The organism is Ruegeria sp. HKCCD6428 (genome assembly GCF_013110595.1).
GTDB lineage: Bacteria > Pseudomonadota > Alphaproteobacteria > Rhodobacterales > Rhodobacteraceae > Ruegeria.
Map to the genome: position 1 here is coordinate 63,120 of NZ_WVQX01000006.1, position 25,864 is coordinate 88,983.

General features: G+C 56.3%; 29 protein-coding genes. 10 read left to right on the forward strand and 19 right to left on the reverse strand.

The window, feature by feature from the left end; translation table 11 throughout:
• Positions 1-45 precede the first annotated feature (45 nt).
• Together GS620_RS14245 and GS620_RS14250 are read right to left on the reverse strand one after the other, a co-directional pair.
• On the reverse strand, positions 46-1,671 hold the full coding sequence (locus tag GS620_RS14245; RefSeq protein ID WP_171616514.1) for an acetolactate synthase large subunit: 1,626 nt from the start codon (positions 1,669-1,671) through the stop codon (positions 46-48).
• A 51-nt stretch (positions 1,672-1,722) separates the two neighbouring features.
• Positions 1,723-1,884, reverse strand: coding sequence for a DUF1328 domain-containing protein (locus GS620_RS14250; protein WP_093961673.1), 162 nt, complete (start codon positions 1,882-1,884; stop codon positions 1,723-1,725).
• A gap of 123 nt (positions 1,885-2,007) precedes the next feature.
• Here GS620_RS14250 and GS620_RS14255 point away from each other — a divergent pair, with 123 nt between their 5' ends.
• Entirely contained in the window at positions 2,008-2,292 is a 285-nt protein-coding gene (locus tag GS620_RS14255) for a DUF883 family protein (RefSeq protein ID WP_171616516.1), read from the forward strand.
• 166 nt (positions 2,293-2,458) lie between these two features.
• Here the strand turns inward: GS620_RS14255 and GS620_RS14260 are convergent, their stop codons facing one another.
• Entirely contained in the window at positions 2,459-3,313 is an 855-nt protein-coding gene (locus GS620_RS14260; protein WP_171616519.1) for a formate/nitrite transporter family protein, read from the reverse strand.
• Between the two features lie 188 nt (positions 3,314-3,501).
• Between GS620_RS14260 and GS620_RS14265 the strand changes: the two genes are divergently transcribed.
• The gene (locus GS620_RS14265) at positions 3,502-3,693 is read left to right on the forward strand and encodes a PLD nuclease N-terminal domain-containing protein (RefSeq protein ID WP_093961670.1); all 192 of its coding nucleotides are present in this window, start codon (positions 3,502-3,504) and stop codon (positions 3,691-3,693) included.
• A gap of 93 nt (positions 3,694-3,786) precedes the next feature.
• Here GS620_RS14265 and GS620_RS14270 read toward each other — a convergent pair whose 3' ends face one another.
• On the reverse strand, positions 3,787-4,185 hold the full coding sequence (locus tag GS620_RS14270; protein ID WP_171616521.1) for a hypothetical protein: 399 nt from the start codon (positions 4,183-4,185) through the stop codon (positions 3,787-3,789).
• 63 nt (positions 4,186-4,248) lie between these two features.
• Here GS620_RS14270 and GS620_RS14275 point away from each other — a divergent pair, with 63 nt between their 5' ends.
• Complete coding sequence (locus GS620_RS14275; protein ID WP_171172678.1) at positions 4,249-4,998, forward strand: Crp/Fnr family transcriptional regulator; 750 nt, start codon at positions 4,249-4,251, stop codon at positions 4,996-4,998.
• An 87-nt stretch (positions 4,999-5,085) separates the two neighbouring features.
• On the opposite strand, the gene GS620_RS14280 is transcribed toward GS620_RS14275, so the two are convergent.
• The 3 genes from GS620_RS14280 to GS620_RS14290 form a co-directional block, all read right to left on the reverse strand.
• A complete protein-coding gene (locus tag GS620_RS14280; protein ID WP_171172679.1) occupies positions 5,086-5,655 on the reverse strand; it encodes a PRC-barrel domain-containing protein in 570 nt (189 codons plus the stop codon).
• A gap of 154 nt (positions 5,656-5,809) precedes the next feature.
• On the reverse strand, positions 5,810-6,430 hold the full coding sequence (locus GS620_RS14285) for a PRC-barrel domain-containing protein (RefSeq protein ID WP_171172680.1): 621 nt from the start codon (positions 6,428-6,430) through the stop codon (positions 5,810-5,812).
• A 95-nt stretch (positions 6,431-6,525) separates the two neighbouring features.
• Positions 6,526-6,723, reverse strand: a complete 198-nt coding sequence (locus tag GS620_RS14290; protein WP_171116905.1) for a CsbD family protein — start codon at positions 6,721-6,723, stop codon at positions 6,526-6,528.
• Positions 6,724-6,934: 211 nt separating this feature from the next.
• Between GS620_RS14290 and GS620_RS14295 the strand changes: the two genes are divergently transcribed.
• From GS620_RS14295 to GS620_RS14310, 4 genes are read left to right on the forward strand one after another with little or no spacing between them, the layout of a single operon-like run.
• The gene (locus GS620_RS14295) at positions 6,935-7,444 is read left to right on the forward strand and encodes a hypothetical protein (RefSeq protein ID WP_171616523.1); all 510 of its coding nucleotides are present in this window, start codon (positions 6,935-6,937) and stop codon (positions 7,442-7,444) included.
• The gene (locus GS620_RS14300) at positions 7,437-7,835 is read left to right on the forward strand and encodes a phage holin family protein (protein ID WP_171172682.1); all 399 of its coding nucleotides are present in this window, start codon (positions 7,437-7,439) and stop codon (positions 7,833-7,835) included. The genes GS620_RS14295 and GS620_RS14300 overlap by 8 nt, the downstream gene beginning before the upstream one ends.
• The gene (locus GS620_RS14305; protein WP_171616525.1) at positions 7,828-8,589 is read left to right on the forward strand and encodes a DUF883 family protein; all 762 of its coding nucleotides are present in this window, start codon (positions 7,828-7,830) and stop codon (positions 8,587-8,589) included. Before GS620_RS14300 ends, GS620_RS14305 begins: the two co-directional genes overlap by 8 nt.
• Positions 8,590-8,598: 9 nt before the next feature.
• Positions 8,599-9,600 (forward strand): AI-2E family transporter, encoded by a 1,002-nt coding sequence (locus GS620_RS14310; protein ID WP_171616527.1) that lies wholly within the window; start codon positions 8,599-8,601, stop codon positions 9,598-9,600.
• On the opposite strand, the gene GS620_RS14315 is transcribed toward GS620_RS14310, so the two are convergent.
• The 4 genes from GS620_RS14315 to GS620_RS14330 are packed head-to-tail and all read right to left on the reverse strand — an operon-like array spanning position 9,597 to position 13,564.
• Entirely contained in the window at positions 9,597-11,093 is a 1,497-nt protein-coding gene (locus GS620_RS14315) for a phospholipase D family protein (RefSeq protein WP_171616528.1), read from the reverse strand. The genes GS620_RS14310 and GS620_RS14315 overlap by 4 nt on opposite strands.
• On the reverse strand, positions 11,071-12,831 hold the full coding sequence (locus GS620_RS14320; protein ID WP_171616530.1) for a sensor histidine kinase: 1,761 nt from the start codon (positions 12,829-12,831) through the stop codon (positions 11,071-11,073). Before GS620_RS14320 ends, GS620_RS14315 begins: the two co-directional genes overlap by 23 nt.
• A gap of 6 nt (positions 12,832-12,837) precedes the next feature.
• Complete coding sequence (locus tag GS620_RS14325; RefSeq protein WP_171616532.1) at positions 12,838-13,383, reverse strand: RNA polymerase sigma factor; 546 nt, start codon at positions 13,381-13,383, stop codon at positions 12,838-12,840.
• Entirely contained in the window at positions 13,376-13,564 is a 189-nt protein-coding gene (locus tag GS620_RS14330) for a NepR family anti-sigma factor (protein ID WP_170452416.1), read from the reverse strand. Before GS620_RS14330 ends, GS620_RS14325 begins: the two co-directional genes overlap by 8 nt.
• Before the next feature lie 93 nt (positions 13,565-13,657).
• Here GS620_RS14330 and GS620_RS14335 point away from each other — a divergent pair, with 93 nt between their 5' ends.
• Positions 13,658-14,473 (forward strand): response regulator, encoded by an 816-nt coding sequence (locus tag GS620_RS14335; protein WP_171116889.1) that lies wholly within the window; start codon positions 13,658-13,660, stop codon positions 14,471-14,473.
• Between the two features lie 61 nt (positions 14,474-14,534).
• Positions 14,535-15,470, forward strand: a complete 936-nt coding sequence (locus tag GS620_RS14340; protein ID WP_171116887.1) for a mechanosensitive ion channel family protein — start codon at positions 14,535-14,537, stop codon at positions 15,468-15,470.
• Positions 15,471-15,825: 355 nt separating this feature from the next.
• Here the strand turns inward: GS620_RS14340 and GS620_RS14345 are convergent, their stop codons facing one another.
• From GS620_RS14345 to GS620_RS14365, 5 genes are all read right to left on the reverse strand, one after another.
• Entirely contained in the window at positions 15,826-16,140 is a 315-nt protein-coding gene (locus GS620_RS14345; RefSeq protein WP_171116885.1) for a hypothetical protein, read from the reverse strand.
• On the reverse strand, positions 16,137-16,583 hold the full coding sequence (locus tag GS620_RS14350; RefSeq protein WP_171616534.1) for a DUF5681 domain-containing protein: 447 nt from the start codon (positions 16,581-16,583) through the stop codon (positions 16,137-16,139). The genes GS620_RS14345 and GS620_RS14350 overlap by 4 nt, the downstream gene beginning before the upstream one ends.
• A gap of 148 nt (positions 16,584-16,731) precedes the next feature.
• The gene (locus GS620_RS14355; RefSeq protein WP_171616536.1) at positions 16,732-17,256 is read right to left on the reverse strand and encodes a hypothetical protein; all 525 of its coding nucleotides are present in this window, start codon (positions 17,254-17,256) and stop codon (positions 16,732-16,734) included.
• Positions 17,257-17,463 carry a transcriptional coactivator p15/PC4 family protein gene (locus tag GS620_RS14360; protein WP_171116879.1) on the reverse strand — a complete coding sequence of 69 codons (207 nt, stop codon included), beginning with the start codon at positions 17,461-17,463 and terminating at the stop codon, positions 17,257-17,259.
• 734 nt (positions 17,464-18,197) lie between these two features.
• Complete coding sequence (locus tag GS620_RS14365) at positions 18,198-20,111, reverse strand: DUF3604 domain-containing protein (protein ID WP_171616538.1); 1,914 nt, start codon at positions 20,109-20,111, stop codon at positions 18,198-18,200.
• A 272-nt stretch (positions 20,112-20,383) separates the two neighbouring features.
• On the opposite strand from GS620_RS14365, the gene GS620_RS14370 reads away from it, so the two are divergent.
• Positions 20,384-21,283, forward strand: a complete 900-nt coding sequence (locus GS620_RS14370) for a hypothetical protein (RefSeq protein WP_253283950.1) — start codon at positions 20,384-20,386, stop codon at positions 21,281-21,283.
• Between the two features lie 199 nt (positions 21,284-21,482).
• Here the strand turns inward: GS620_RS14370 and GS620_RS14375 are convergent, their stop codons facing one another.
• The 3 genes from GS620_RS14375 to gntH are packed head-to-tail and all read right to left on the reverse strand — an operon-like array spanning position 21,483 to position 25,776.
• Positions 21,483-22,706 (reverse strand): HupE/UreJ family protein, encoded by a 1,224-nt coding sequence (locus GS620_RS14375; protein WP_216597919.1) that lies wholly within the window; start codon positions 22,704-22,706, stop codon positions 21,483-21,485.
• Positions 22,707-22,758: 52 nt separating this feature from the next.
• Positions 22,759-24,573: a hypothetical protein gene (locus GS620_RS14380; protein WP_171616542.1), complete on the reverse strand. Its 1,815-nt coding sequence runs from the start codon at positions 24,571-24,573 to the stop codon at positions 22,759-22,761.
• 9 nt (positions 24,574-24,582) lie between these two features.
• Positions 24,583-25,776 (reverse strand): guanitoxin biosynthesis MBL fold metallo-hydrolase GntH, encoded by a 1,194-nt coding sequence (gntH, locus tag GS620_RS14385; protein ID WP_171616544.1) that lies wholly within the window; start codon positions 25,774-25,776, stop codon positions 24,583-24,585.
• Positions 25,777-25,864 lie beyond the last annotated feature (88 nt).

The window sequence follows — 25,864 nt, forward strand, 5'->3', positions numbered from 1 at the left end:
AAGAAACGCCCAAAACCGGATTTGGTTCCACTTTCGGCGGAAAAATCAGTTGACGGTGGGCATCCCGCCATCAGCCGAATAGTCGACCGACACCCGCAGCAGGGTTGGAACGGCGACGTCGGCCGCCGCCTGCAGCGCAGGAGCAAGATTGCTGTGACTTTCGATATCTTGGTAGATCCAGCCAAAGGATCGGGCCAGAGACTCCCAATCGGGGTTGCCGAAGGAAAACTCGCGCGCACCAGGCTGTTTTTCGTCGATCAGACCATAGCCGTTGTCTTCCCAGACCAGAACAGTCACGGGCACGCACAACCGGGCCGCCGTCTCCATCTCCTGAACATTCATCAGGAAGTCCCCATCACCGCAAACGGCGATCACCCGACCCTCGTCCAACAGACGGGCAGCCTCGATCGCTCCGGGCAGCGCAAGGCCCATACCGGCCAGGCCGTTCGGAATGATGATTTGACCCGCCCGGCGTGCTTGAACCTTGCTGGCGACCCAAAGCTTGTGCAGGCCCACGCCAGACAGCAAAACGTCGCTTTCGCGAAGCGTTTCGGAAATCGCCTGACATATTTCCGACGGCGCGACACAAGCGGCATCGGAAGGTGTTGGCCCACCTTCCAGCGAGGCGTCAATCCTCCGCTGGAGACCTTTGAACCAGCTTTGCGGGGGACGTTCGGCCGTGGCCTTCGCAAGAACGTCGATGCAGTGTGGAAGGTCGCCAGTCAGAGCGGCCTTTACCGGCCAGTCCACATCAACAGTCGAGGCCACGTCCGAGATCTCGAGAACCGGCTTCTTACCGCCCATCGAAATGTTCGAGGGTGGATATTCAACCGGGTCAAACCCGATGGCAATGATCAGGTCGCACAGGTCGAAGGCTTCTGATGCCAATTCTTTGCCCGGCTGACCGATCGAATGCAGCGAGAGCGGGTGTCCCGGAGGCAGAACGCCTTTGGCCATGAACGTCGTGACGACCGGGGCCGACAGGCTTTCCGCAAGTTCCCGAACGTCGCTTGCGGTGCCGGATCGGATGACCCCGTGCCCTGCAAGAATCAAGGGCTTTTTCGCCTCAGCCAGCAGGCGCGCGGAACGGATAACCGCATCTGCCGCCGGTCGCACCTCGGCTGGCGGCGGCGCCACGAAAGGTTCGGCCAGAATCGGGACCTCGGCCAGATCCTCGGGCAGGGAAAGATGGACGGCTCCGGGTTTGTCGAGCTTGCTCAATCGCACGGCCTCGGCCACGACTTGGGGGATTTCATCCGCGACCATCAGCGTTCGGCTCAACTTGGTGACTGGCGCGAAGAGCGCTTCGAGATCGATGATCTGATGGCTTTCGCGGCCCAGCCTGGACCGCGCACCCTGCCCCGTGAGGGCGATCAGCGGCACATGGTCAAGCGTGGCATCCGCCACACCGGTGACAAGATTGGTCGCTCCAGGTCCAAGTGTCGAGAGGCATACCGCCGGGTTCCCCGTCAATCGACCGTGAACCGATGCCATGAACGCCGCCGACTGCTCGTGCCGGCACAGGACGAAGTCGATGCTCGACTTGTCGAGTGCGGCGATCAGATCGGTTGTTTCCTCACCCGGAACACCGAATGCACAGGTCACGCCGTTGGCTTCCAGGCAGGCAATCAGCAATTCGGCGGCAGTTTGGGTATGGACGGCATCTTTCATAGGGGTTTGAACCTCGGGGTACTGTTTCAGGGTGTGCGGATGCGCCGGGGTTTACCCACGGATCAGTCGCAAGATCAGCGAACCGATGAACAGGACCAGAAAGATCACGAAAAGGATCTGCGCGATTCCGGCCGAGGCCGACGCGATGCCGCCAAACCCGAAGATGCCAGCAACGATAGCAAGTGCGAAAAAGATCAGCGCCCAGGACAACATGGGATTTCCCTTCATTTTTGTGACTAGTGACGGGTCAACGCTTAGAACCCCAGATTGGTTCCGGATCATTTTGGTGGAACCTTTGGCGAACGCCCGCGTTGGGTCGATGAAAGGAGATCTGACATGACACAGAAAACGGCGAAAAAGGCCCCTCAGGACACTCCGCATGTGGAGATGGCGGCGCGGATCGACGAAGTGGCCAAGGAGGCAAAATCAGCGTTGGAAGATGGCGTAACCGCAACGCGTGACGCGTTGAAGACGGCGCGCGACGAGGCGCAAAAGCAGCTGACACAAACATCCGAGAAAAGTGCTGCATTCGTGCGCGAGAACCCGGGGTTGGCAATGGTCGGAGCGTTGGGCGTAGGTGTCCTGCTGGGCCTCGCGTTGCGCAAGGCGGACCGCGGTTAGAACACGCGGTACACCGCGACCGATATGGGCTTCGAGTACGTTTTGCCGGCCATGCTCGGCTTGGGTTTGGCCGGTCTACTCATCTGGTTTTTCATCAGGAATCGCTGACAGCGCTATTCGTCACTGCCATGCCAACCAACCCGCCATCCCAAAGACCCAAAGCGCCTCAACCGCGCTTTGGATCTTCTTCTATTTCGGGTTTGATCTGGGCATAGGCCAGCATCGTGAAGACAGCGGTTCCGCCGATGATGTTGCCGGCCAGAACGGGCAGGAAAAAGCTGAAAACGGCTGCGCCTGGTGGCAACTGCCCCTGAAGCATCAGAACCGCCATTTCCACCGATCCGGCAACGACGTGGGTAAAGTCACCGGCCGCAATCATCCAAGTGAAGATTACGATGACCAGCACCTCGTTGTTCTGTGCCGAAGGCAGCATCCAAACGATCGCCGCAATCAGGATCCCCGCCGGTATTCCGCGCAGAAAGCCAACCCAGGCGCCCATGCCGGTGGCGTGGTGGCTCAGGTCGTTGATGACCGCGACGAGTTGGGGCGACAACACCGGCGTATGGATCAGGAAGGCAGATATCGCAAACGCCCCCAGCACATTGGCACCCAGAACGATTGCCCACAGCCTCGCGGTTTTGGTGAAGCACGCGACGGACGGATTTATCATGGCCGGAACGACGGTCGTAATCGTGTTCTCGGTGAATAGCTGCATCCGCCCCAGGATGACCAAGACAAAGCCGAGGGAATAACCCAGGTTCTCGATCAGAAAGCGCCCGCTGGTTTCGGGCAGATGTGCCCGCAAGATCGCTTCGCCCAGCACCGAAAAGCTGATCAGCACTCCAGCGGCAATCCCGGACCAGAACAACGCTTTGGTCGGGCGGTCCAGTTCCTCCTCACCGTTTTGGCGGATGGTCTCGAATATCAGGCGCGGAGACAGCCCGGACGCTTCTTCGACCGCTTCGCGCTCACTCTCTTTCTCGACAAGATCGTCTCGCGGCGCGTTGTGTGTATTGGACATTTTGACCCCTTGTATCGACCTTCAAACCCAACGTTCTGCCGGTCGTTTTGGTTCCATCAGGCGCAAAAAATCCTCAAGCCTCGTGCGAGAACTGGGATCACACCCAGATCTTTGTCGGGAACTTTTAGCCACCTATCGCGTTGTGTCCTTGTAGGAACAACGACAAGTAATTCGAAAGGAACTTCGGTATGGTGGAAGTATATGGCATTGGCGGTCTGATCGTCCTGGTTTTGTCGATCTGGGCCATTATTTCGATCATCGGATCGTCTGCGACGACCGGTGCAAAAATCCTGTGGGTCCTTTTCGTTCTGTTGCTTCCGGTCATTGGCTTCATCTGCTGGCTGATCTTTGGCCCGAAGGCAGCGCGCAGCGCGATCTGATCAGCGCGGAAATTGTCGGTATAAAAAAGCGCGGCATCGGCCGCGCTTTTTTTGAGTCAATTGTATAGATGGTGAAATGGGCCTTGTGCCAGTTCACCCAGGATCAGCGCCGATCTTCAAGCCGTTCCCACTGAAATCAATGGCTGCGATCTTGCGGGTAAGATCTGCGGCAGTAAAAGGCCGTATCAGTGCCGCACATTCAAATTGCGCTTGCACCTCGGGGGACGGGTCCAACAGCAACAGTGCACTGCCGCGCTCGGCCAACAGCCGCGCGACGGCGTCAAATGACGTCTCACTTCTGCGATAGCTCAGAACGCTCAAGGCCGGGGCGAATTCGGGGTCCTGCCAGAAATGCCCACCCGCGTGCAGCTCGCGGATATGGACAATGCGATCGGTCGAAACTCCGGGGATGGCGTCACTGATGTCCGCTGCTTCGATAAAGTTTTCCGTAACAATCAAAACATCTGCTACGCTGCGGGAAGAGGCTTCCATAAATACCATCCTAAAATCTGTTCGATGCCACCGTAGGGCAATCCCGCAGCGCCGCAATAAACTATGACACAGCAACGAAAAATTTCTCTGATCGCATGTGCGGACTGTCCGCTGAGGCAGATGGACGTCTTCCTGCCGTTTTCGGAAGACGACCTGCGATTCATGCAGGGTTTCAAAACCGGCGAGATGCAGGCCGAACCCGGAACACAACTGTTCATCGAGGGCGCGAAATCCGCGCATCTGTTCACGGTCCTGAGCGGGATGGGCGTTCGCTACAAAACGCTGGAAAACGGTCGTAGGCAGGTCATAGGCTTTGTGCTTCCAGGCGATCTCGTCGGGCTGCAGGCTGGCGTCATGGGCGAGATGCGGCACTCGGTCGAAGCGACAACCGCGATGCGGCTGTGCGTTTTCAATCGCTCGCGGCTGTTCGAGTTATATCAGAACCAGCCTGATCGCGCCTTTGACCTGACATTCCTGGCCGCCGTCGAAGAGCATTTTCTGGGCGACGCCCTGACAACCGTCGGCCAGCGCGGCGCGATCGAGAAGATCGCGTGGAGCCTGCACCGCTTCTACACAAGGTCGCAGGCTGTCGGATTGGCCAAAGGCTTGCAGTGTCCGCTGCCCTACCGGCAGCAGGATCTTGCGGATGCGTTGGGCTTGTCGCTGGTTCACACGAACAAGACCCTGCGCCGGCTGAAGGATCTCGGTCTGGCCGAGTGGTCCAACAATGTGCTGCAGATTAACGATCTTGAGGGTCTAGCCGAGCTTGGCTTGGTCGAAATTACCGAAGCCGTTCCGCGCCCGCTGATCTAAACGTGGCGGATGGACAGGAATTAAAGAACCGCCGACCGAAAAATCGGCCGGCGGCTTGATCACATGCTTTGCGACTGAGGAGCCGTTTTATGACCCTTCGTAGGCCGGCATATCCTTCAGCATCTCCTTGTCAGCGTGAACGAAGGCATAGGTGTTGTCACCATTGACTTCACGCATCAGCGACACGCGCGAGAAATCGATCAGAACATCCTTTTCCCCCAAGCCGAGGAACCCGCCAACGCCGATCACGGCCCCATCGACCGATCCGTCCATGTCGACGACGACCTCTTCGATCTCGCCGATCCACTCTTGCGAGACGTCATAGACGCGCATGCCGGTCAGATCTTCGGCCGGGATGGTGCCTTGGGCAACGGGGACATAACCCTCGATGTCGATGGTGGTTGGGTCAACCACATCGGCCATCTGACCGGCTTTTTCGCTGATGTACTCACCGGTTGCTTCGGCTGCTTGGTCGACGTCTTTCGCCGTGTTCTGCGCAGCGTTCTTGATATCCTGCGCGGTATTGGACAGCGCATCACCGGCTGCCTCGGCTGCCTCTTCTAGGTTCTTGCCGACTTCTTCGACATTCGAGCTTTCTGCATAGGCCGATGCCGACATCACCAGAACGATCGAAGTTGTGGTCAGAAAACGTTTCATAGCTCACTCCTTTGGTCTGTTCTGACCGCGTTTCCCGCGGTCTTGTTGAACAAACGAATGACGCCACGACTTGTTCCCAGAAAAATGCAAAAATATTTGTTTTAAAAAGAAAAAACCGCGCAAATGCGCGGTTTGACAAGTCGTGAACAGACCCTCAGACCGGGTGCAGCGGATCGGAAGATCTGGACAGAACCATGTAGTGTTCGTCGTCGGGAATATTGCGTAACTCAGCGAACGGAAAACTCATGATATCTGGTCGCCCGTCGATCAAGAGAAACCGCAGAGCCTTGGTGTCAGGGTCGAACTCAATATCCTTAAATCTGCCCAACTCACCAGTCGAGTCAAACGCAGGGTTGCCCTGCAGCTTCGTAAACCATCGGAAGTTGCTAGCAGGTGGCGTGGGTTGGGGGCGTTGGCCGAGAGCGTCATTCAGGACCGCTCCCATCACAACCGGCGCAATCGCGTTGCCGAACAGCCCTACAACCAGGGGCGGTAGGCCCTTGATGTCCACTGCGAGGGGAACTTCGCCTCCTTCCCGTTGTCGAAGATGATTCACTTGGTGTTGGGATAACGCGCACACTACCTCGCTTGCACCAAGTTCGAGCGTATCGGCGGTGAACGCCACCGGGTCATTCCCTCCGGCCACGCTCAGATTGACCAAGACGTACTCCAACTCGGTCTGCCCAGCGCGAATGGCGATATCGGAAACGCGACCAATTGCGTGGTCGGTTCCAGCTGGGACAACGGGCGTGTTGATGAGGTCAGACAGTTTCATGGCGCTCGTGATTACCTGTTGGGATCGATCTTGGGAGTCTGTGGGGCGCCATTGACTTGATGCCGCCCCACGCGATGTGAGCATCCACCTTTGGGCTACATGTCCTTGATCAGGCGATCCACGATTTCCCGAACGTCTTCTTTCGAATCTCCGTATTTCTTTTGGATGATGCCTTCCAGTTGCTCGCGATCTCCGCGGGCTTGCTCGATCTCATCATCGGTCAAATCGCCGAAGCGCTCGATCAGCTTGCCTTTGAATTCGGTCCAGCGTCCAAGAATTTGGTCCCAGTTCATCGTAAATTCCTTTCGATTGCTTCGTCGCTGTCAGTGAAACGCACCAAACTCGAACTGGTTCCGGGCACCGGCGATATTTCTGCGTTGGCCCCAAAAATGGGGGTTCGGGCAGATACCGAACTGTGTCCTCAGTGGCGTTCGAACTGGTCTTGGGAACAATCTCGCCTTCCATGCGTTGGAGGACCGAGACCTCAACACAGGAGATCGAACCATGCCACGTCGAACCGAGACCACGGAGAAAGCAAAAGCCCATGCCCAGGATCTGGCCGGCAAGGTCAAGGACACCGTGACCGCCGAGGCCTCGGCCCGGGCCGAATCACTGAAGGACAGCGCAGCGCAGGAGGTTGGGAGCGCCGCTCATGCAGCCGACGCAGCTGCCGGTGTATTTCCCGACCAATCGGTGCAGCATCAGGTCTTGTCGAGGATTGCGGACAACATGGAAGCTGTGGCTGGGCAAGTCCGCTCTGCCGACTTGGCCAGTATGAGCCGAAAGGTGTCTGATTTCGCCCGCGAAAACCCGCTGTTGTTCGTCGGATCGGCTGCCTTGGCCGGTTTTGCTGCAGCCCGTTTCCTGAGCGCGCGCAATACGGGCGCGGCCCAATCCGCATCTTTTGGTGCAGATCCTTGGGATATTGATCCGTCGCTGCTGCATGGTACCTCGGTCGATACTTCGGGCCACACCAGCGCGTTGGCGCGAATGAATGGTGGCCGCGATGCATAACCCCAACGATCTGCGATCTGCACCGGGGCTTTTGGCAAACGCGCTCAAACATCTGTCGGGTTTGCTTCAGGCTGAGGTAAAGCTTGCCAAGGAGGAGTTGTCCCGAAACCTGACGCGAGCGGGCTTAGGGCTGGCCTGCCTTGGCATTGCTCTGATCCTTTTGATGATCGCACTGAACCTCATGGCGACATCCCTGGTCGCGTATATCGCCGCCAATGGTTTTTCGGTGGGTATGGCCTCGTTGCTCGTTGGCGCGGGCTTGGCACTGGTTGCTGGGTGCCTGGCGCTTTTTGGCCGGTCCCGCCTGTCGGCTACCGCGCTGGTCCCCGAGCAAGCCATGAAAAACCTGCAGCGCGACATCGAAGCGATGAAGGAGTCGACCCATGTCTGACCTGACACCTCTTGAAACGCAGATCGCATACGAACGCAGCGCTCTTGCACGCTCGCTGAATGCTCTGTCGGATACGCTGGCACCGCCGCGCCTGGCAGACGAGGCGAAATCGACGCTCGAAGCCTATGGCGGGCAGATCGGTGCGCAACTCTGGTCCGCGGCCCAAAAAAACCCGGCCGCCTTTGCTCTGCTCGGTGCAGGGGCAGCCCTTTTGGTTGCGGGTCCCGGGTCTGGCGCAAAAAGAACTCAATCCCCGCCCCAGGCCGTACCTCCGCAGCAGGCCTTCGACGGGTTTGACCGGCGTGTTGCCGACGCTGACAGCCGCATGAAACAGGAGATGACCGGAATGACTGAACACAGCCAATCTGCCAGCTTGCTATCCGCCGCCTTGGAACGTGGTCTGGACAAGCTCTCACCCCAAGCCCGTGCCCGTGTGATCGAAGCGCGCAAGGCCGCAATCGGTGCGCAGCAAGCGGTCGAGAAGCGTGCGCGGAAGGCGGCGAAGGCCTCGCAGACCTTCGTCCATGATCAGCCGCTGGCGGCCGGCGCATTGGCGCTGGGCGTAGGTATTCTGGCTGGCGCTCTGCTGCCCAACACTCGCAAGGAGGACGAGCTGCTGGGCCGTCGGCGCGATCAGCTGATGCGTCACGCCCAAAAGGTTTTGAAAGAAGAACTGGACAAGCTGCATGCCGCGGCCAATGCACGGCTGGATGACGCGGCTGATCGGGCCTCTGGCGCTTTGCGCAGTCAGTGAAGCGCGCCCATGCCAACTGCTTTCAGCTCTCCATCGGCCTTGCGTGCAATGCTGGCGATCCTGACCGGGATCGCTAGCATCACCGCTTTGTACCTGGCCCGGTCCATCGTCGCTCCGATCACCTTTGCGTTGGTTTTGGGGGTCGTGGTCGCCCCGCTTGCCGACAAGCTTGAAAAAGTCGGTTGCCCACGTGTGATATCCGCCTCGGCACTGTTGTTCGTGACCAGCACCGTCATCGTCGCGGCGTTCCTTCTGCTCGAACCATTGCTGTCCACGCTGGTCGAACAGTTGCCTGCCATCAAACGCGAGTTGCGCTCTTGGGTCGCCGCGATGTCCGAATTCATTCGGGGTATCGAAACGCTTGGACGCGAGATCGAGGAAACCGTCGGCGCCGATGGGGCAGCGGAAACGGAATCCGCCCTTCCGTCGGTGATGGATGCCTTGTGGCTGGCACCCAACTTCGGATCAAAAATCCTGATTTTCATCGGCACGCTGTTCTTTTTCGTTTTGACCCGGCCCGAGCTCTATGCCGCAGCCGGTCCCCTGAAAGAGCGGCTGTATCTGGCTGACCGTGCGGTCTATCGCTATTTCGCTGCCGTGACGTTGGTCAATATCGGCCTTGGGACTGTTACAGCTGTGGCCTTGGGGCTGATCGGCATCAATGACGCCGTGGTCTGGGGGGTGGCCGCCGGCCTTCTGAATTTTGTGCTGTATCTCGGCCCGCTGATGATCCTGACCGGCCTTCTGATCGCCGGTTTAACCCAGTTTGGTGGAGCCGCGGCCCTGTTGCCCCCCCTGGTTTTCCTGGCGATCAATCTTTCTGAAGCACAATTCGTAACACCCGCCTTCGTCGGCCAACGTCTGCAGGTGAACCCGTTGGTCGTGTTCATCGCCATCATCTTTGGGCTTTGGCTGTGGGGGCCGGTCGGCGCCATCGTCGCGCTTCCGATCCTGCTGTGGTTCGGCGTGTTGATGAACCCCAAGGTCATGAGCCCGGTCGCGCCCACCTAAACGATGTTTTCAGTTACCCCCGGAAGCGGTTGCCGCATGTCGCGCGCAACGTCGGCGTCATGCGGGACCAGGAAGCCGCTGCACGCTTCGGGGCGCCGCACGCCGTTGGCCTGTACCTCTCGCCCCCACCACGCGAACATGGCATCGGGCTCGATCGGTTTGCTCAGATCATCCGAGAACCACCAATGGTCCACCAGGGCCTGCCGCAGAACCGCGACCCGCTGCCGGTCGGTGACCCGAAGGGCGACTTCTGTGTCCCACCGCAAAGACCGTCCGTTCAGGTTGGCGGACCCGACCAAAGCATGATGGTCATCCACCACCAGAACTTTGTTGTGAACGTGAATGATCGGAGACCCGCTCAGAACTTCAGCGCTGGCATCGGCCCCACTGGCCGAAATCGGTTGGACCGGGGTCGACACCGAAACCCGGTTTTGAAACCCCTGCTGAATGATCTCCAGGCATTTGGCCTGCAGGTCCAACCCGTATTGCGCGTCCAGTCCGTCATGCCCGCCAAAGGCCACTTCCTCTGGCAAGGCTGGCAGAACAAGCACCAGTTTCAGATCCTGCTTGGAATGGCCCGCCTCAGCCAAGGCCTCGGCCAGCCGGGTTGATCTGAAATACTGGGTCTCGATGTGCAGAAGTTGCCGCGCGGCTTGAAAGGCGGCTATGTGCTCATCCTCGATCTCATGCGCGATGGTCTTTGGCGACAGCCGCCAGAATGCAAACCGGCGCGGGCTGGACAGGGTGCGGCGCAGGTGGGTTGCCTGTGGGGCCGTTTGTCCGGTTGCGATTTCATGTTCGAACCGGTCGATATGGCGCGCGGCCTCGGCGGCCTCGGGTCCGCGGACCAGCAATTGAACGTCTGACCAGGTGTTTTTGGCCAGACGATCGTGATCCGGTGTGTCAAAGCGCCTTTCGTTCAAGTCCAATCCGCCGAGGTAGCAGATCTCATTGTCGATCACGGCGACTTTCTGATGGTGCGACACGGTGTGAAGCCTGGGTAACGTGTCCGACCCCAGCCGTACTGCCTGCCGTTCGCGTCGTTCGCGGGACAGCTCCTGAATCCGCTGCGCCTTTTTCCGAAGAACCGCCGGCAACAGCGCGGCCCACGGCAATGCGCCAGCCTGTGCCGGGTGCATGGACACGCGAACGGTCAAGCGCGAGGCGATCTCTGGACCCAGGATTTCCGCCAGCGCAACCGCCTGCCGTTTCGTGCGCCAGCTCAGCTCGTGCAACTCGGTCGCGAAGATCGGATCGAAATCGCTGATGACCAATTGAAACGAGACACCCTTGCGAATGACATGCTCGATCAGGTCAAACCAGGTATCGCCGATCTGGCGCGCCTCGTCGCTGCGCAGCCGTGTCATGAAATCGAATATCCGAAAACTTGCCTTGATCTGGTGCCGGGCCTCAAGAACCGCTTTTTCCAAGGCGGGCCAGGCTTGCTCGGCCGTAATCAGGACCTCAAAGTCATTCTGCTGCGGCACGGGCATCACCGCCTCTCTCATCCGCAATGGACTGAGGTTCGCTATCGCCTTCTACTTCGGAGATTTCGAAGGTCACCTCATACACATAATGCGATGACGTCTCGGTTATGGTTTCGGAACCGTCCAATTGGCGGAGGAAGGCCTGCATCAGCCGCTGACCGATCCCGCCGCTGTGAAACAGATCCGCACCGTCGTCCGTCTGCCCGCGCGTGTTGGAGATTTTCAGATGCAGGTTGCTCTCCTCGGGTCGGGTCAATTCCACCGAAATTGTCGGCGGTCCGTCCTGCGGAACGCCTACGTATTTGACCGCGTTCGTCAGCGCCTCGGCCACCAGCATCGACAGCGTGACTGCCTGATCCTGCCCCAGTTCGACAGGCGCGATCCGGCATTCAACCTCGACCACCTGACCCAGAATTGGCGGTCGATGCGCCAGTTCGGCGACCAAATGTCCGATCAGTGCCTCGGTGTTGATCGTCGTCATCTGCGAGTTCTGGTTCAAGCTCTGGTGCACCATGGCCAGGCCGCGAACCCGACGCTGCAACTGTTCCAGCAAGCGCCGGGCCTCGGTGGTTTCGGCCTTGCGCAAATGCATGTTCATGATCGAAGCGATCAGTTGAAGATTGTTTTTGACGCGATGGTGTACCTCGCGCAACAACAGCGTTTTTTCGACAAGGTCGCGTTCGTGCTGCGCCTCAGCCTCGCGGATCAACAAGACCATGCGGTTGAATGCAGTCTGTATTTGCTGAAACTCCTGCGGGGCGCCTGCGAGGCTTTCAATTGGGTCGCGCTCGCCCAACGCGAAACGACGCACGGCCGAACGCAAGCTGTCGAGATGCCGGATCACCAATCGATGCAGGCCCCACAAGGCAACTCCCAGACCGGTCACCCACATCAGGATCGGAAAAGCAATGGTCAAAGCAGTGCTGCCTGCACCGACAGAGGCCAGCGCCGCCTCGCGTGGCCAACTGCCAATCACGGCGACTTCGCCCGGAATGATGCTGGCAACTGCAAAAACCCGATCCTCTCCGTCGGCCGTTTTAGCCGAAAATGTTTTACCGGAACTGGACAGAACCAACAGGTTTTCTTTCGCGGGCGGTAGGAATGGTTTGACCTCATCCAAGCCCACATTTGATGACAGCACTTCTCCAGTCGCGTCGAACAGGGCGATGACCACGTCACTACCAATGTTGCCAACATCCAAGGGCGTGCGCGCCAGCGAATGAGGTATCGAGATGGAGACGAACCCCATAAGCTCGGTCCTGTTCATGACCGGCTGGGTTACGATGATCACTGATTGCCCTGTCGCCGCCCCGGCACGACTGACAGAAAAAGTAAGCTGCGGATTTTCCGAGATCTGCCCGAAACCGGGCGCGTCCGACAAATCGATGTCCTTCTCGACGGTTGAGCAAGCCATAACACCGTTCGGCTGAATAAACCCGGCAAATACAAACTCGGGCTGTCGTTCGACGAACCGGCGCATAAGGCCCGAGCAAGCGGCTTTGTCCATACCTCCAGCCGAAAGCGCGGCGGTAAGTCCCGAACTGGCACCAACAGCTTTCTGCAGAAGCTCCCGTTCCCGGGTGGCAGCTTCGATGGTGCGCGCCAAAACCGAGGCCCGAGATCTTTCGTCGGCCTCGGTAATCACAGCGCGTGTCTGCAATACCGCAATCAGCCCCAAAGGCAAAAGCGCCAAGGTGACCAGCGCGGCAAGATAGACGGTTAGGCTGCGCGGTTTCGCATCCATCGATCGTCAGGCCGCCGGTTGCGTCTGAACGATCGCCGCCGTCACCGCATCGGTCAATTCGATGGGTTCGTCATCTTCCAAGTCCATCAGCTCGGCCAGTTGCGCGCGGCCACGGTTCACCCGGCTTTTGATCGTTCCAAGAGCGACGCCGCACATCTCGGCTGCTTCCTCATAGGAAAACCCTTGTGCACCGACCAGCACCAAGGCTTCGCGCTGTTCATCCGTCAGTTGGCCAAATGCAACAGCAAAATCCTTTAACGCCAACCGTCCGTCATGGTCGGGCTTTTGCGACAGGCTTTCGGCCATCGCGCCATCCACATCCTCGACCTCACGTTTGCGCTTGCGGTGCAGCGAAAAATAGGTGTTCCGAACGATGGTGAACAACCACGCCCGCATGTTGGTGCCTTCCTGAAACGAGTCGATATTGCTCCATGCCTTGATCAATGCGTCCTGCACGATGTCATCGGCCGTGGCCCCGTTTCCGCACAAGCTGATCGCAAAGGCACGCATCGCGCCAATATGTTCGACAAGCTCTTCTCGCGGATCAACCATCCGAGCCTCCCGTGTCACCGCTTTTGGGAACACTGGTCTGATTGCGCAGTTTCTCAAGAAGATCGACGAACCGATCCGGAACCGGTTCGTTGGCTACCTCATCGAAAGCCCGCTTGAGGTTTTCGTCGATCCTTTGCTCTATTTCTTGCCGATGGCTTCGGCTGGGCTGTGGTTTTGTCATGGCATCATCAAAAATTTTTACTTTTGCTGGAACCATAACGCCCCAGTATGCGTTTGGTTCCCGAGTTTAGAGAAAAAAATGAGGAAAACATAGATGACCGAGCTGACCGGAGTTTCCGTCGCAGATCAAATTGGCCCGCTCTTGCCGTTTCTGCGCCGTTATGCCCGTGCCCTCACCGGCTCACAGGACAGTGGCGACGCCTACGCCGCAGCATCGCTTGAGGCGATCCTTGCAGATCCCGCCCAGTTCGATGCCGATCTCGCGCCGCGGGTCGCGCTGTTTCGTGTGTTTCACAGCATCTGGTCAACATCGGGAATGCCCGTTGACGCAGATGGCCACAGCTCTGACATCCAAACGCGCGCCCACGCCCAGTTGGCACGCCTGACGCCCAATACGCGCGAGGCCTTGCTGCTGCGCACGGTCGAAGAGTTCTCGGTCAGCGATATCGCCGCAATCATGCAGATAGAACCCGCCGAGGCTCAGAAGCTGATCGATATCGCCTACGAGGAAATGGCCCGCCACACTTCTGGGCGCATTTTGATCATCGAAGACGAGGCAATCATCGCGATGGATCTTGAAACTATGGTGACGGACCTGGGCCACCGGGTCACAGGGGTCGCACGCACCGAGACGGCCGCCATCGAACTGGCCGAGCGCGAGCCGTTCGACCTGATCCTGTCGGACATCCAACTGGCGGACAAATCCAGTGGAATCGATGCAGTGAACCGCATCATTGCCCAGCACGGCGATTGTCCCGTCATTTTCATTACCGCATTCCCCGAGCGCCTTCTGACGGGCAAAGGGCCCGAACCGGCCTTTTTGATTTCCAAACCCTACACCGAAGAACAGGTCAAATCGGCCGTCAGCCAGGCCATGTTCTTTGCCTCTAGCGCCGTGATCGAGGTCTGACGCGGCAGGGCCGCGCTGCAAGACACGAAAACTCAGGCGATGAGACACGACGAGGAACACCATGGAAAACGAGATTGCACAGACCGCAGAGACCGTGACGAACACCGTTTGGGCCGAACTGTCGCAAGTTCTGAATACCGAGCTGTATGACGGGAAATCGCTGAGCGACCTGTTGACGCTCGAGGCCCTTCTTGGCCTCGTCGCGAACACGATAGCCGCGCTGATCCTACTGGTTCTCGGGCTTGTGATTTCAAGATATGTCAGCCGGAAGATCCGGGGCGTCGGTGAAAAATCGGAACGCCTGGACGATACGTTGTTCAACTTTCTTGGCAATCTGGCGCGCTATACGATCCTGGCGTTTACCGGGCTGTTCATTCTGAACACGTTCGGGGTGCAGACGACGTCGATCATTGCGCTGATCGGTGCCGCCGGTTTGGCCATTGGTCTTGCGTTGCAAGGCACATTGTCCAACGTTGCAGCCGGCGTGATGATCATCCTGTTCAGGCCGCTCAAGATCGGCGATTTCGTCGACGTGAATGGCGTGCTCGGAACCGTTAAAGACATCACTCTGAACTACACCGAAATTGCCGATATGGGAAACGTCAAGGTTATCGTTCCCAACGCCGAGGTGTGGGGAAACACCATCAAGAACTATTCCGTCTACGAGACCCGTCGTGCCGAGTGGACGTTCGGCGTTGGATACGGCGTCAACTTGGCGGAGGCCGAGCGCGTCATTCGCGAGACGATCATGTCGGACGCCCGTTCGTTGGCTGACCCCGAACCGTTCATCCAGGTGAACAATCTTGGCAGCAGCAGCGTCGATTTTCTTGTCCGCGTGTGGTGCAAGTCTTCGGACTACTTCCAATACCAGGCGGACATGAAGCGCAAAGTCAAAGAGGCGTTGGACGAAGCGGATATCAATATCCCGTTTCCGACCCGCACTCTGTTGATTGAAGGCGAAAAGACTCAGCGAGAAAAAGCGATCGCGGCAGAGTAACCTTGACTGTTGACCCCAGGTGCCTGAAGCCAGCACTCTTCAGGCAAAATTAGGGGTTTGAGCAATGGAGGTGCGGTCATCGGGCTGAGTCGCCAAAATGATTGCCGCGACTGAAACGCCAAAATGAGTTGGCCTGATCCTCCCCCAATGAAGTGGTCCGCCATTATGCTTGGGAAAACCGAAGATCAGCATGGCAACGAAGAGACACAAGCCAGAGGAGATTGTCACGAATAGTAATCCTTGGGCTAGAACCTGAGCGGCAGTACCTGTCTTGGTAGGCCCAGTGCTGGTCAATATGATCCTAATCAGTCTTTTCACGCTCAGACTCCGGCTGGCTCGAAGCTCAAACATGCAATTAAGTCCACTTGGCATCCCAGGGCAGGCAAACGGTCGTGCCAACCTTCTTACCTATCTCGATGCCTGTCTGGTCGAAGCGACGCATGAACTCAGCGCCCGACTCGTCTTGTCTCCGTTGCAAAGTGACAGTTTCCTCTGAATCCGAAACGCTCACTATGGCACGATGAACGTCCTCTTTTAGATTGGGGGGCCAGCCGTTTTCGGTCGAAATTGGGTTCCCGTGCTTGTCAAAGAACTCGCCCTGAGTGACGACGACTTTGAACTGGTTTCCTGCGTCCTTTTCCAGTTTTTCCACCCTGCTACGAACACTCATTTTGAAGCCTCCAAAGCTGCTATTCGTTTCTCTAGTTCCGTCGTTTCCAGAACCCGCCTGTATTGCCCAATAAGCCCCATGACCGTCGCTCCCTCCAAAGGTGTCACGTCACCCTGAGAAACGGCTTGTAGCACCGCTTGTGCGACTTCTGAGGCGTCGGAAGCGGATTTGATGGGGGGAAGGTCGAAATTGACCGGTGCGTCCTTTCTGGTGGGTGCTATCCGCTCTAGACAAAGCCGCAGGGCCGTGCTGTCACCCTCAAGCGCCAACTCAACTGCTTTTTGCGTGATTGCCTCCGATTGCCCCTCAAGCAGTTCCTCTACTGCCCGAGTGACCCGGTTTCGGGTTCCTCTGGGCTTGCCGGGATTGCCAGTCGCAAAAGTGCCATCCGGGTTTCGTTCGTCCGTATTGGTTCCGTTTTTTCGGTCGGGTTCATCCGTCATTACTTATGCCTCGTTTGTTGGACTGTTGGTCCAGAAGGTGTCTGTTTCCCCCAGACCCCCTGGTAGATTAAGGATGTCTTAAAAACTGCGACGGGGACTTGCCGAAATCGGGCGTTTTCGTCGCAAATATTGATACGGCCCGTCGCATTTATTGCGTCGCCTCCGTCATTCTCGTCGCAAAATCTACGACGGTCTCGTCGCAGTTTTTAAGACAGGGTTTTGTTTTTCCGCCCTTGCCAGTCGGATTGTGAACTGGAGCTTTTACGACCGGGAAATCTGCCCCTTCAGACCACTGCTTGTATAATCTGCGACCTGCCTCCCCGTGTGCGGTCGGCAGCGAAATTTCGGTCAGTTCAAACAGCGGAGATGATGCGACGCCACTGGTGCCGAGTTTGGGCGGACGCGTCACGGCGATGAAGCCCTTCGCCTGTAATTCACGAAACCCTTTGGCGGCTGTGTTGTACGACACGCCTAACCGTTCAGCGGCTTGTCTGACGCTCAAGCAAATCCTGCCGTTGTTATTGTTGGCCGCTCCGTGCCATTCCAGCCTAAGCCATGGATACAAGGCCTGCGCGGTGGAAGAGAGAGCCCGCCAAGCGGGCTCCTCCATCATGTTGCGAACAAGCTTGGTCCAATGCTCGACGCGCTTTTCGTTTCTCTTGTCGCGCCCCATCTAAGCAACCTCCGCCTTGCTAAGCGCGTCTATGAATTCCGGTAGCAACTCCGCCTTGAAAGCGACGCCTTGCTTGCCCGGTAGCATCTCTCCGTCTTTTGAGGTGAAGAACACGCGGATATTGATGAGGTCATGCCCCTGAAAGTCATTCCGGCTGACACGGTATTCCTCGTGGCTGTTCTTGGGGATCTGGGTGATGAGAGCCATTAGCGGCCCTCCCCGTAGTACAGCGTTGCGACGATGCGTGCAGCAGAGTCCGAGAGGCCATGCTTGCGACGAAGTGTGGATCTGAAGTTCGCGGGTTTTCATGCCGCTAACTCCTGACCGCCAATACGGGTCACGCTGTCCAAAAGGTTGTAAACACCAAACCGGCTGCGTCCGTCCTTTGGGTCCTTGTCGAACCATACCGTCTCAATGTTTAGGCTCTGCTCTTCTCGTAGGCCCATGACGAAGTGGCTCAAACTGCAGGGTGATGCGCAGTGAACCGGGCCGTCAATCAACGAATCCAGCATGCGGCGCTTTTCTTACTTACCCAGATGTTGCGGGTTTCACTTGACTCATCGGTTACCCGGTATTCAGCCGGTTCCCCGACTGAATCACCGGCGTGGTTGCGGTCACGCGACGACGGCAATTTGGTAGAAAGAAGTCATCCAACAGAATTGGTCAGATGACTGCAACGAGCCCGAAGTAAACGGATGCTGCGCTCCGCACAAACGACGGCAACGCGCAAAAAGTTGATCTTGCAAAGAACAGCGTGCGGCCACTGCCGGCGTTACCAGCGAGCAGACGCGGTGGCATCAGAACGGGTTTGATTTGTACTGCAACAGAGTCAGAAGGCGTCCTCACGCTTTGGACGTTTCCGAGCCATTGGAACTGGTTGCCGACGTGTTCCGTGGGAATCGAAATTGTTCAAAACCAGCTTTGTCGCAATACTAGCTTCACTATTCAGCGCTGAACCAGATCGGCGATGTGTAAGCACGGTCCTGGACTTCTGCGGGAACCGCCTCGGGCAGCGGTATATCGTAGAAAGCTGCGTCTATGGTCGTCCATCGCGGCTTTGGAATTTCGATCACTCTCACATAGTAAAACGCGTTGTTGTTCGCGTCAAAATCTGGGTCTTGCCAATAACCGGCGAGTTCCACGGAACCGATTGAGTTGCTGTATGTCGCGTTTTCAATGTCTACCGTCGAGCCTACTGGTTCGCGTGCACGGCCATCCTCTCCAATCTCCCGGCCATCGGAGACGGCCACGTCGAAGATCCGCTCATGAGTTTCGCCACTCTCGTCGATCCAGCCTTTGATAATTTGGACTCGGTCGAGGTTCGCGCCGTCTGGGTCGCGCAGCGCCCGGATCAGGAAGCTGGGAGAAACCCCATCCGGCGCGTTCCTAAGGTCTCCGCCCATCGGCACGCCGTTCTTATACCCGTTGGAAACAAAATCCGAGGCGTACAGATCATCGGCATCAAAATTCCAACCGCCAAAGACCCGGACTCGCATTCGCGGCCCGGTCGTAGCGTAGGCCTCTTTGCGCTTGATTGCTCCGTGGACTTCCTCGCGGGTGTTTTCGCGCGCCCAAACAGCGGTGAGGCCTGCAGCCGATTCTTGCGCCGTAATGATGCGCAATGCCGGGTCTTCGGCCGGGATTACATCAAAGTTGTGACGGTTCGCTGAAGGCTCTGTGTGTTGGTACTTACCAAAGTAGTTGTCTTCCCGCGTGGTCGGGAGCGCGGTGTGCGTGTCCGTCGTGCCGTAGAAGCCGAACTTGAATGGGTTAACGCCTGTCTCCCGCTGAACTTCGAGCCCGACCTTCAAGGCAGAGCGCCCATACTCGTAGCGCAACATTTCAGGGGTCTTTGCGACGGTGCCCGAGATATTCGCAACGTCCCAGGTTTCGAAATCCGCAAACTCATCATCAGGTGACAGGAATGGGTGCGTTTCCTCGTCCCCCTTGATCTGGGTTACCTCATGCATCGGCTCCCAACGAATGCGTTTGGCGGCGTATTCCGCGTCCATAGGTGTACCGTCGAATTTCGTAGGCGCGAACATTATTCCATTGGATATATTTCCGTTATGGGGAACAGATACTGCGCTTCCACCCGTCTCTTCTTCGTACGCAGCCAGATAGTCCCACAACGGCTCAGGGTCTTCGCTTTCAAAATAGGTAAATGGGCGGGTTCGACCGGTCTTATCGGCGCCGTCTCCGAAGATCACCACCCGGTGGAGATTGTTACCTCTCGGAGTTGATGTCCACTCGTACCCAGCCAATGATGTGAAGACGCCGGGTTCGTAGTATTCGTCGACCGTTTCCACGATTTGTTGCCAAAGGTCACCGTCCAAATCCAATCCAGCGGTCGGGTCTCGCCCTTCGATTGATGCGATTTCGATGATATCAGCGAACGCCTCCATCCGACCTTCTTGCCCGGAATTGAACCTTTCGTAAGTCAAACGACCCCACTCGTCAGCCAAAAGCCGAGGGTCAGCTGCTCGAACGGCGGTCGCAAGTCCCAACATTTCCGCGTGTTCAGTAATCGCGAGGAAATCGAGGGGCCTAATGAGTTGAACAGGTTGTCCGGTATTTGAGGTTATCCTCTCACCGCGGGCCACGCGGAAGGCGTCGTGGATGTTCAAAGAAGTCCCAACAAGCCCTGCGTCGAATGAGATTTCAGTATGGAAGTGAAGATCACCAAATAGAACCTGATCAGGATAAGATCGGTCGACAAACGGAGAGTAGGTCTGTGCAGGAACCACCTTATCTGGAGGTACTTCGCCTTCAAAGCCAACTGCTTGCGTTCCTAATGAAAGCGCCAAGGCGGTTGCAGCATGCAACATAATCGTGGGTTCAAAATGAGTTTTCATGACTGCCCCCCAGACAAAAAAACCAAAGCAAAAGTGTACGACAAAGCATGCATAAAATCAAATATTCAAGTGAGTGGGGTCCGCCGTCCCCCATCCGCGCGCGTGGACCTGTCCAAGACTCGTTTTTGAAGGACCGCTTTGGGCTGATTGCGGTACTTTGGAGCAAGAATGCAGAAGGATGCAAAGTCCGTATAACAGACTTTAAAGCACTTGAACCGCTGGTTCAGGAGTGGCAACCCGAAAGGGAACCAGCGTCACTTAGGAAACGTCATATGAAAAACCTTATTCTAACGTGTTGCTTTGGAACTATTTCCCTATGTTTCACAGCGTTTCCGTTGACTGCACAGCCGCGGCTAGGTTGGGCGTATCAGGTTGATGGGCTTGCCGCTTTTCAAGGGGATGCGGATTTGAGCGGCGGTGGCGAATTCTCTGCAAGTCGAACATTTCTTCGTGCGACCGCACTATACAATCTGGACGGAGGAAATTCAGTTGGGCTTTCCACCAGCTTTGGCAAACTGGATTATCGCTTCAGCCAATCAAACAACCAGCCATGGGAAAACATCCGTGACCTCCGCGTCGCTGTTCCTGTGCGGCTTCGAGTGAGTGATACAGCAACAGTTTTTGTGTCGCCACAGATCAGATGGGACTATCAAAGCGGGGCCTCCTCATCTGAAGGAAGAACCCATGGTATTTTTGCAGGAATTGCTTGGCAACTGAGCGAGCGCTTGACGATAGGTCCGGCCTTTGGCGCGTTTTCTCAATTTGACGAAAGCGGTACAGATTTTTTTCCAGCACTGCTGATCGACTGGGACATAAACGATCGCTGGAACTTGAATACTGGCTCTGGTGTCGGAGCGACGCAAGGTCCTGGACTGACACTGAGTTACGCGTTGAATGACACCTTGGACATTTCGTTGACCGCGCGATCGGAAAGGATTCGATTCAGGTTGGATGGGGATGGCCTTGCCCCGAATGGTGTGGGTGAGGATAAAAGTATCCCTGTAGTTCTTTCTGTTGGGTACAACCCGAACCCTGGGGTTTCATTAAGTGTCTTTGCTGGCGCAGAATTTGACGGCCGCCTGACGCTAGATGATGCGAATGGATTGGAAATTAGTCGTCAGAGCTATGAAACAGCGCCATTGGTTGGGCTGGCGTTCAGAGTCAGGTTCTGACCACAGCATTGAGCCAGTTTGCCAGTTGTGTGCGGAGTTTTTCTCACGGCTGAGTTCACGCGTCTAATTTGTCCACATAGGGGGCGTTCATCCCAAGTGCAGCAAACGACTGCAACGAGCCTAATCTGTCTTATGCTTCGGACCAGCCGAAGTCCGCATGTTTTAGGCGACCATCACGGACCGCGCCTTCGCAATGACCCTAAGCCAACGTGGAATAAACCTCGGCAACTCGCTGAAAGGTCCAAAAGCAGGCGATAGCCGCACACCCACCGGCTAAACCCACTCGCAGGGACATCCACAAACTGGAGTTCACGCGCCGACACATTATCAAGGCAGGCCAGATTGCAAGAATAATGGCAACTTGGCCAAGCTCGACGCCAAGGTTGAAAGCAAGCAGGCTTTGCCAGATGTTTGGGGATGTAACCTGCAATATCTTGTGCAACACAAAACTGAATCCAAGACCATGCAGGAGGCCAATCAGTGTCGTCAGAAGCACCATCGTGACCTCAGAACGCGCGTTGTCCTTGAAACTCATAAACGCTGCGACGGCTGCAAATATGATGGAAAGCGCGATCCCGGTTTCGACGGCAGGAACAAACCACGCGCCCGATGGCACAAGCCCGAAGAACCCCAGAGACAGCGTCACGCTATGCCCAACGGTAAAACCGGTTGCACGCAGCAATAGTGCCCTGAGTGTCTGCGCTCCGATGACCAAACACACAACAAACAAAACATGATCCAACCCTTCGAGGATATGTCGTATGCCTTCCCAGACGAAACTGAGGAATCCTCCATACCCCTTCTTCTGAACCACCAATGGTTCAGTCATCAGGCCCCGAGATCGGAATATCTGAGGCGTGTCAGACGCGTAGTCGAGAATGAGGTTGGCCGTTTGGTCCTGATCCGGCAAGCCGGGGTCTAGCACGTTAGAAATGCTGTACGATTGGATCGGGCCGTCAGTGTCATAATACAGGACGAGATCGACAATCGTATCACCAACAAAAAGCGGTGGCATTAAGGCCGTTTCGGTGTCCACGGCCTGTTGAGCTTCGGCCAAAGTTGCAAATCCGGGCTCATTTCCAACGCGATGCAAGCGAACGGACTTAACTGTTCCTCTCAAGCGCTGATTGTCGACCAACAGATGCAACCCACCTTCCGCGAATTGCCCCAGCCCATTGGGATCGCTCATGACAGCCGGCAAGTCGACGAAGTGGACCACCTGACCGTCGCTCATGGCATTGGTCGTGAATGGTGCAGCTTCCGGCAAGGCATCACCATTCTGATCACCGACCTTGTCTGCAACCAGATAAGGCATGGGCGTGCGCATGTAGACACGCAGACCGTCTTCGGAATGCTCGACATGCGAAATTCGAACGTTGAGGTTAAGCAAAAAATGCGCCGAGGCTGACAGCGTCAGTGACAAAAACACACCCACAAACAGAGCGCCGAAAGCAAAAACCTTTGATCTTAAATACTTATGCATTTGGATCGCGAGCCTCGATTACAGTTAATCCATCCAGCTTCCATTGCCCTGACTCAGGTACGACCTCGGCCAGCACTCGGAACGTAACCGCGCGTATATGGGCGTGCCCCCAATGACCACCTTGGGCTTTCACAGTCCATTTAGCCAGAGTGCTAAATCCACCCGGTTTAAGGGTCGGGTCAACGCGCTCCAATCTCAGGTCTCTAATATCAGTAACTGTAGCAAGACTGCCTCCTGGCGTTCGGATCACGAGACCACGTTCTACCTCTGTTGCGATGTCGCCCAGAGATGCCGCCGTTACAATGTGGGCCAGCTCTGCCTTTCTTGCTGCCGGCGAAGTTTCCAGGGTCACCGTGTTCAAGTTTTTGACCATCGAGCGCAGTATGTCTTCCGCAACCTGCTGCTCAGGGGGCTCGGGCTTATTCCAGAGTAATTCTGGCAAATACCCCCCCGAAAATACAAACGTTGCCGAAGCAGCGGCAATCACAGTCACGCAACTGGCACGCTTTGCGACTTTGTCCCTGGTTAGCAGAAGAAAACCAATTGAGACGGCGCTGATAATCCCGGCGATCAACGCCAAAGCCGGGTTCTGCCGTTTCTGGTGCTCAAATGGAATCTGAGTAACAGATGCTCTTTGGTATTGGAGCAGGTGGTTCTGCCAGTGAAACTGCGGGTCAGCAAGTGTCACAGCTCCAAAGAACGGCCCGGCGATATCGTTTGAAATCGTTGCGACGCGGGAAATCTCCTCGTCAAACATATCCCATGTGACCGTTACCTGATCGGGAAGTTCTGCCGATGAGAAGGACAGGATAGCTCCGATAAACGCATTGTTCACGGACACTTCCTTTCCAGGCTCGACAACCTGATAACCCTGCGATGACAGTTCCAAGAGCTTTGCTGTAGCGTTCGACGGTTGCACTAATTCGCCATCAATTGTCACCGGGTTACGAGAAGCCAGGAAGGACGCCGCTTGGTTTACGATCATGGCGCTACGCTGTGGCGAAAGTGTTTGACCGACTTCGGTAGTTTCACCAATCCAAGGCGCCAGTTCACGCAAGCGGATCAGCGTCTCATGCCGAACTTCACGAGGTTCGATGTAGAGAAAGGTGGATGTCCCGTCCTGCGCTTGTCGATTTAGGCTTTCAGCAGAAAAACGGCTATCCCACGGATCAGGCCAGTGAATCTTTAACTCTGCCGGCTTTGACAAGAAGCTGAAATCGGTGACCGGAACCTCACGGTCAAAAACCTGCATCCCGATAGTCGCCAGTGGTTCACCATCCCGCGATGGAGGCATTATAGTCAGCTCGTTGGGAACTGTGTTTTGAAACGCAAAGAACACTTTGACGAACAGAACACGCGGATCTTTTGGCGGGCTGGGAACAATTTGACCCGAGAATGGATTCCGCTGACCTGCAAGTGGCGAGGCCCGGTCGATGCGTGTTCGGTATTCTAAATTTCTGATTTCAGCGTTTAGGGGCTGATTGTCCCTTCCAACAATCGATAACGCCCGGCTTTCGGCTTGGGCAAAACCTTGATTGGTCTCTTTTTCAGCCTCCGGCTTACTCTCGACGAAATCCGATGACCAACCGATTGGCAACATATCAGTAAACAACGGAATATCTTCGATATAGATCTCAAGGTCGACGTAGACCCCATCGTCTTTGATATGAAGGACAGCGATGTTGGGGGCGACTTCTGATCCGTTAGTCAGAACGACATCCGCCGAAACGGCGCGTGCACCTGAGGCCATCAGGCTCAGCATCAGAAATAGTCGGCACAGATACTGCCAAATTGGAATTTTGTTCACCCCTGAACTTTAATTTTCCGGCATTGGCGGTGGCGTGTAACCATCCCATTTTCCCGCTTTGACTTTGTCGGACGGCTCTTTTTCTTTTGAACGTTGGGCATTGATATACTCGTCGCTCACAGCTGGTGGCAGTGCATAGTCATCAACACTCGCTTCCCGAACAACGATCTGGTCCTTGGTCACGTTGATCACCTGAAGATCTCGCGCGAGTGTGAGCGGTCCATCGTAAGTCGAACGGACGCCTTCCAAAATCGCCTGATAATTCTCGGGTGAAAGAACAGAATGATACCCCAGCGCCATACGCGGTTCGACCGCAGACATCACTTTGCCAAACGCCGCAGGTTCGGTATGAACGCGCGTGGCTACATAGGTTGCCTGTTTCATGTCCCAGCCAAAATATGGGGCCAAAGCATCAGGTGGCAGAAAAGCCTCGTGAGAAGCGATATCCGCCCCTTTGGCATATTCTACATACCATTTGTTTGGGTAAGTATCTCCGCCAAAGACGTATTTCAGCCCATTCCATTCCAGAGAATAACTCACCGAGCCATCTAAGCTGTGGATGGCAGGCCAAGACCGGATAGTTACGCCGTTCTCCTGATAAACGATCTCATTTTCCTGCATGTAATCGAATTCGGTAACTTCAAGCTTGGCACCATCATCCGGCAGCGCCCCCGTACGTGTGGCCAGATCCCAAGCATAGGCTTTTGACATTCCTTCTACATAGGCTTTGGTGCCCAGTTCATCCTCTGATCCGGACGGGCCGAAGACGCGGAGCGGAGTATATCTGCCCGAAAGCCAACCCCCAACATGAAGACCCATGAAGTCTCCAACGTGGTCTACATGCAAATGACTGAAAAAGACCTTATCGACCTTCGCAAAATCCGGTCTCAATGAAAACAAGTTTCCAGTTGCACCCGTGCCCACGTCAAACAGGAAAACGTCTCCATTTCCTAGTTCAACATAAAATGAAATCGAAACGGCAGCTTTGGTTTGGTTGGGCATCCCCGTCCCCAATGCAGTGATACGCATCTCATCCGCGCCAAGGATTTCAGTGTTGGGAAAGTATGACGCGGGATAAACACCATTTTCAATTGCAGAAGCAGTTCGACCAGTCGGCAGCGCGTTTTGCGCTGAAGCGGTGCCAGCCAACGACAAACCCAATGCCAATAGTGCGCCAGTCGTGGAATTCATAATGCTATTCATTGATCCCCCCCTTTTCTGCATGTTGCTTAGGAGAGCACGATGTCGTGAACTACCAGTCAACCATAGACTTCTCTACGGTAAGTCCATA